Raw genomic sequence first — 2,297 nt, 5'->3', positions numbered from 1 at the left:
CCAACGAAACTTTTAAAATGAACATTTTGATTAAAATAAAATGACTACTTTAGACTAAATTAAAAATAAACGGCGACAATACGTAGCTTGGACGTTAGCAGCAACTAGAAATTGTTACTTAAAAAGAAAATTGCATTTATAATTTATGAGAAATTGGCTCTTACTTTTTTGTGTACTCCCCATTCACATATTTGCTCAGAATAATGTAGCTATGGATTCGACATTGTCAATCTCCTACAACTTCCATTTGAGTAATAAAAAAATATTTGTAGAGCTGGAATCTTATTCTGTTACATACGCGAACAAGGATTCAACCCTATGGATAACTAACCATTATGACCCTGATTCAGTAATAAGTTCAAAGAAAATCACGTACAAAAACAAATTACTTCAAGATTCGGTCAGATATAATTTCAGTATGCCCAATAATATTGATTCTTGTAAATGGAGTTATGACTCAAATGGAAGAGAAATAAAATACACATGGTATAAAAATGATGGAGAAAATGGAACATTAAATTGGTACTCCGAATATCAAGATTCAGTTTTTGACAATATCAGAATAACAAAACAAGTCAGATATAGAGTTGACCTAGCGGACAATTATCTTGACACTTGCTGTATAGAATATTCAATTAAAAAGTACAAAAATGAGTTATTAATTGGAGACAAGGTCTATGGTGAGTATGATGACACTACAAAAACAGAGTACCATTACGATAAATCAGGTAATCTAGAAAACACCACGGTTATGACATATAATAGTTTTGATGGAGTTTTAATAAATCTTCCAAATACATCAGATGGAAGGTGTTTAAAGGTATTAGATGTTGAATTCCCTGCTTTTGTGCAACCTTGGACATCTAAGCAAATTGAAATATTTTTATCCGAATACTTAGATGACTTTTACGATTTAGATTGCAAGCCCCAACGTCTTTTACTGGAATCAAAAAACGAAAACTCTTCAATAACAATAGTAAGAGCCGATTGTCACAGCGTTAATGCTGGCACAATTAATTTTAGAATAAATTATTAAATATGCTGCTAACACGTGCTAAAAAAAATAGGGCAACAATTATGTCCGAGAAAAGCCCTACTTTTTCTAGCACCAAACGTTAATCGCAAATAGTCCACCTCGTAAAGGACAACCCACCCTCATATTGAACGCTGTATTTTTTCAAGTTTTTTGTTCAAAACCAAGAACGATAACCAGGTAATTTGAAAAATTAATTGGTTTTAAAATCTGTAACGGGTAAACCGTGCAAACATCTCTTTTAGAGTGTTTTTGACGTTGGCACGTCTATCAGATTTTAAATAAAAGTTAACCATTAAAAACATAAAAGTCAAGTTATTAGCAAAACATATTTAATACAAGGGAAGTTTATTCCATTCCTAATGGTCAGTTAACTTGATCGTTCTAAGGTTTAGAGTAAAAAAGGGAAGAAAAAACTTCAGCTACCATTTTAGAACAGTGCCTAGCTGGCTACCTAAGCTCCATTCTAAAAAGGAACAATATTGTGTGGTTAGCCTTTTATATTTCCGGGTGTTCTACTCCGTAAATGAATTTACTTCCGATAACACCCGCTAAGTATTATCGCCAACGAAACTTTTAAAATGAACATTTTGATTACAATAAAATGACTACTTTAGACTAAATTAAAAATGAATAGCGACAATACGTAGCTTGGACGTTAGCATCAATTAGAAAAAAATGAAATCAGTATTATTTTTTGTATTCATCGCATCTCTTTTGGGCTTAGCCAATTCAAACAACGATTGTTCTGAATTTAGAGAAGGGAGATATATTTATTTGAACAAGGAAGAAAACCAATTTGACCAGACTCATATTGCAATACGGACAACTAACAAACAAATCTATATTGATTCGGAAAAAGGAGACACTCTGATTTACGACTTGAAGTGGATCTCAAACTGTGAATATGAATTGATATACACCAAATCTAATTTGAAAAAAGAAGGGTTCGTAAAAATTGGTGATACACTTTCGGTTTCTATAGAACCAATTGATAATACGACTTTTAATTATACCTATAAAATAGAGCAGAGTGGTTTGGAGAGAGAGTTTAAGGGGACGATGAAAAAAATAGAATAAAATGATGCTAACACGGTATATAGCAAATAGGGCATTCAGTGCTTAACGAAACTTCAGGGCTATTTACAAACACCGCCAAATCGTTGATTTGGCTTTTAATATGAATAAGATAAAAACAAAATACAACGCTTTGGCTCAGTGCAAACTCGATAGTTTATCGCTTTCTACTGCCCTACTTGCCATA

At 32.4% G+C, this 2,297-nt stretch carries 2 protein-coding genes; both read left to right on the top strand.

What is annotated here, in order from left to right:
- The first annotated feature begins 211 nt into the window (after nucleotides 1–211).
- A complete protein-coding gene (locus C6368_RS16885; protein WP_107040395.1) occupies nucleotides 212–1,036 on the top strand; it encodes a hypothetical protein in 825 nt (274 codons plus the stop codon).
- Nucleotides 1,037–1,711: 675 nt separating this feature from the next.
- A complete protein-coding gene (locus tag C6368_RS16880; RefSeq protein WP_107040394.1) occupies nucleotides 1,712–2,113 on the top strand; it encodes a hypothetical protein in 402 nt (133 codons plus the stop codon).
- Nucleotides 2,114–2,297 lie beyond the last annotated feature (184 nt).

Origin of the sequence: Brumimicrobium mesophilum (assembly GCF_003025005.1) — a bacterium.
Taxonomy (GTDB): domain Bacteria; phylum Bacteroidota; class Bacteroidia; order Flavobacteriales_D; family Crocinitomicaceae; genus Brumimicrobium; species Brumimicrobium mesophilum.
Note: the sequence above shows the minus strand (reverse complement) of the source record. Positions and strands in the feature narration are given on the sequence as shown.